Source organism: Pricia sp., from assembly GCF_041745955.1.
Lineage (GTDB): Bacteria > Bacteroidota > Bacteroidia > Flavobacteriales > Flavobacteriaceae > Pricia.
Window position 1 is genome coordinate 1 of record NZ_JBGTHY010000527.1, and the last position, 4,104, is coordinate 4,104.

Here is a 4,104-nt window from a genome sequence, read left to right on the forward strand (position 1 = left end):
CATCAACAGTAACTCATCGGAATTGTTCCTGTCCTGAATGGCAAAAAACCCTTCGGAAGCATTATAAATTTCGTAATACCTGAAATTTTTGCGGGGAAACAGATTGCGGTATTGTTCTTTATAGGGACTAAAACTTACCCCTCCGTGAAAATAGACCTCGAGATTTTCCCAGACCTGAAAAATATGGTCCTTTCCGGTTTCCTCGATAATTTGGTTGAGCAGCACCAGCATCCAAGAGGGAACACCTGCCAAGCTGGTCACGTTTTCTTGGGTACTCTCCTGGATTATGGCCTTTAGCTTGCTTTCCCATTCGCTCATCAAAGAAACCTTACTGCTGGGCGTGCTGCTGAATTCTGCCCATAGCGGCATGTTGTCGATCAGGATAGCGGACAGGTCGCCGAAAAACGAACCATTATCTTCGTACAGTTCCTTGCTTCCGCCGAGACGAAGGCTTTTCCCTAAAAAAAGCTGTGAATTTTCGTTGTTGTTCAGGTACAGGCAAAGTAGGTCTTTGGCCGATTTATAATGGCAGTCTTCCAAGGCCTCTGAACTTACGGGAATAAACTTACTTTTCGCATCGGTAGTACCGCTGCTTTTTGCGAACCATTTGATAGACGTCGGCCAAAACAGGTTCTGTTCGCCGCGGCGCGTCCGTTCAATAATTGGTTGTATATCCTCGTACGAGACGATGGGTACCCGTTCCCGAAACGTTGCATAGTTCGCAATGGTACCGAATTCGTACTTTCTGCCTATTTCGGTATCCTCGGCGATCTCAAGCAATTGTTGCAATACCTCTTCCTGTACTTCCGCCGGATACTTCAGAAAAAGCTCTATCTGATGAAAGCGCTTTTTCAGCAGCCATGACGCTATGGAATTAACTATGGGTATCGGCATTTTTTGGATATCTTTATCCGCCTAAAATAGCTCTAAAAGTTATCATTTTCAAATTTGAAAACATGCAATACGAAGGCGTACTACGAAAAATGAGGACCGAAATCGGACATCCTATTCAATACTATATGCTTTTTGAGGATGATTTTCTAAACGTGAACCAAGTACTCGACAAGTCGTTGACCATCCGTTTCATCAAATATCAGTGCCTGAACTGTGGCGAAGACCGACCGATATATCGACAGGGATTCTGTAAAAACTGTTTTTTCGATATCCCCTCGGCCGGCGACTGGATTATGCGCCCCGAACTGAGTACCGCCCATCTCGATAAAGAGGATAGAGATCTCGATTACGAAAAAAAGGTACAGCTGCAGCCGCATATCGTCTATTTGGCCAATTCTAGCAATATCAAGGTAGGCGTTACCCGAAAATCACAGGTACCTACCCGATGGATCGACCAGGGAGCACACGAGGCCATTGAAATCGTAGAGACCCCCAACCGGTATCTGGCGGGAATTACCGAGGTAGCCCTAAAGGACCACGTTGGCGATAAAACGAACTGGCGGAAGATGTTGACCAATCAGGTCGATGATAAAGATCTGGTCGAATGGCGCAACAAACTGAAAACGTACATTCCCGATGAGGCCATCGATTATTTTATCGCCTCGAATTCGGAAACCAATCTCGAATACCCAGTGATCCGGTATCCTGAAAAAGTCAAAAGTCTTAATTTGGATAAAACCCCTGAGTATTCCGGGGTATTGAAAGGCATCAAAGGCCAGTATTTCATCTTTGAAGACGACATCGTTTTTAATGTTAGGGGCAGCGAGGGGTATTATGTGGGATTGGAAATTAAATAAACTGGTCTACCGGTGAAAAACGCATTACAATTGCCTTGTTTTGCGTCAAATGTTCCCGTTACATTTCACTATCATTTATGAAAATTAAAAACACTACGGCATGAACCGCATAATACATCTTAAAAATAGACCCGAAGGAACACCGCAACTCGACGATTTCGAATTTATCGAAGAAGAAAAACCGGTGGCGGGCGATGGTGAGATACTTTTAAAAAGCAAGTTTGTATCTGTTGACCCCTATTTGCGGGGTAGGATGCGTGACCAAAAGTCATACGTTGAACCTTTTCGCCTGAACGAACCCGTTGAATCGGGAATAATCGCCGAAATAGTCGAATCGAACAACGACAATTTTAAAAAGGGCGATTTTGTCAACGGGATGCTCCAATGGAAAGAGTTCCAGACCTCGACCGGAAAAGGCCTTAATAAAGTCGACCCCGAAAAAGCGTCGCTATCGGCCTACCTCGGTGTGTTAGGCCTTACGGGACTCACCGCATATATCAGCCTAGAGCATATTGGCAACCTTAAGAACGGGGAAACTCTGTTGGTATCTGGTGCGTCGGGTGCCGTAGGCAGTACGGTCGGCCAAATCGGAAAGATAAAGGGCTGTCATGTGGTCGGTATCGCAGGAACCGATGAGAAATTAAAACTGATGAAAGATACCTTCGGTTTTGATAAAGGCATTAACTACAAAACCACCGATGATATGAAGAAGGCGATTGCAGAAGCCTGCCCAGAGGGAGTCGATGTCTATTTCGATAATGTGGGCGGCGAAATTCTCGATGCCGCGATGCAGAACATCAACGAAAACGGACGTGTTATCAATTGTGGCGCTATTTCGCTCTACAACAAAACGGAAGTTCCCATGGGCCCGCGTTACGAGGGCATTATGGTCAAAAAAACGGTCCTCATGCAAGGCTTTTTAGTGCGGCAGCATGCCAAAGAATTCGGACCCGCCACCAAACAGTTGGCGGAATGGTTGAACGAGGGTAAATTGACTTACGAGGAAACTATTGTTGAAGGTTTTGAGAATATCCCACAGGCGTTTCTTGATCTGTTCAATGGGAAGAACAAGGGGAAAATGGTGGTAAAAATATAAAACTCCAAGCACCAAATTCCAAATTTCAAAATTTTTCGGCGCTACCTGCAAGGTGCTCCCTGATTTTTCGGCGGAGGTCCTTGTAGGACGAGTTTAATTCGAACTATCCTTCTTTTTGCCGCCCAGCAATCCCCCTAAGATATTTTTGGCTTTTTCCTTGACTTCCTCCTCTTTTTTCGGGGATTCAGGGTCGGTTTTTCCCGGTACGGAATCCGTTTTCTTGTCGCCCAACAAATCGCCCAAAATTTCTTTGGCATCCTGATTTTTGGCGTCATCTTTATCCGAATCCTTACCGCCTATGGCATCGCCAATTAAATCTTTGACTTTGTCCTTGCCTTTATTGACGAGTTTTTGTTTTTGGATTTCTACCAGTTTACTCGTCAGGCTCTTCATACCCGACGTCAAGTCGGTGGTAACATTAGGACTCGAATAGTTGCCCCCGATATTTGCAACGACCGGAATGGTCAGATTTTCTAAATCGTCTTCCCCAATTTGGGACAATAATTTGTTCACTTCGCCGCCCAGGTACTTTGCGGGCACATCCATGGTCGCTTTATAATCCAGCTTTTTGTCAAAAGTGTGGTTTCCGCCTATGTTGATGGCGATATCCTGATAGTTCACGGTAAAGGGCTCTACGGAAACCAATCCGTTTTCAAAGGACATTTTCGTCTTCAGATCTTTTAGGTTCAATTGGTCCAAATCGATAAAACTGAGCTTACTGTCCAAAGCGGACAATAACGGGGCTTTTTCGGTATCGATTTTCTCGGTCATGATGTTTGCCAGAATAGTACCGCTTAAGGTCATCAGGTCGGGTAGCAGGTCATCGGTGAGGTTTCCGGAAAGCGAAATATCGGAGTTGAGCTTGCCCTGCAGTACTTGTGCGATCGGTGCCAGCGACTTGAACAGCTCTAACGATTTAAAGGTCTCCGCGATCTGCAATTGGCTCATATCGAGTTTCATGTCAAAAGTCGGGGTATCCGGTTTGGTGGAGACGGCGCCGTTAAAGGCCATTTTTCCGTCGAAAATGGAGGAGGTCATGTTCGAAAGCGTGGCAGTTTCATCTTTGATGCGTAGCGTTCCCTTGACATCCTTTAATGTCAAATTATCGTAAAGCACCGTGTTGGCCGCCGCATTGATGGTAACATCCAAAAAAGAGGGAATCTTTATTTTCTCCCCTGATTTTGGTGCTTCAGATTCATCTTCCGGTTTTTCCTTTCTTTCTTTGGAAGGCTCTTCCGTTTCCTCGACCATAAAATC

The 4,104-nt window shown here is 45.3% G+C and carries 4 protein-coding genes; 2 read left to right on the forward strand and 2 right to left on the reverse strand.

Going from position 1 to position 4,104, the window contains the following annotated elements; all coding sequences use genetic code 11:
• On the reverse strand, window positions 1-894 hold an 894-nt coding region (locus ACEW8S_RS18705; protein ID WP_373519625.1), incomplete at its 3' end, for a GH3 auxin-responsive promoter family protein.
• Window positions 895-956: 62 nt separating this feature from the next.
• Here ACEW8S_RS18705 and ACEW8S_RS18710 point away from each other — a divergent pair.
• Window positions 957-1,751, forward strand: a complete 795-nt coding sequence (locus ACEW8S_RS18710; protein ID WP_373519626.1) for a DUF2797 domain-containing protein — start codon at window positions 957-959, stop codon at window positions 1,749-1,751.
• 100 nt (window positions 1,752-1,851) lie between these two features.
• Window positions 1,852-2,847, forward strand: a complete 996-nt coding sequence (locus ACEW8S_RS18715) for an NADP-dependent oxidoreductase (RefSeq protein WP_373519627.1) — start codon at window positions 1,852-1,854, stop codon at window positions 2,845-2,847.
• Between the two features lie 93 nt (window positions 2,848-2,940).
• Here the strand turns inward: ACEW8S_RS18715 and ACEW8S_RS18720 are convergent.
• On the reverse strand, window positions 2,941-4,104 hold a 1,164-nt coding region (locus ACEW8S_RS18720; protein ID WP_373519628.1), incomplete at its 5' end, for an AsmA-like C-terminal region-containing protein.

What these genes read in the sequence shown, in the direction of transcription:
- ACEW8S_RS18715 (WP_373519627.1), top strand. Translation starts at nt 1,852, where the DNA reads ATGAACCGCATAATACATCTTAAAAATAGACCCGAAGGAACACCGCAA.
- ACEW8S_RS18710 (WP_373519626.1), top strand. Translation starts at nt 957, where the DNA reads ATGCAATACGAAGGCGTACTACGAAAAATGAGGACCGAAATCGGACAT.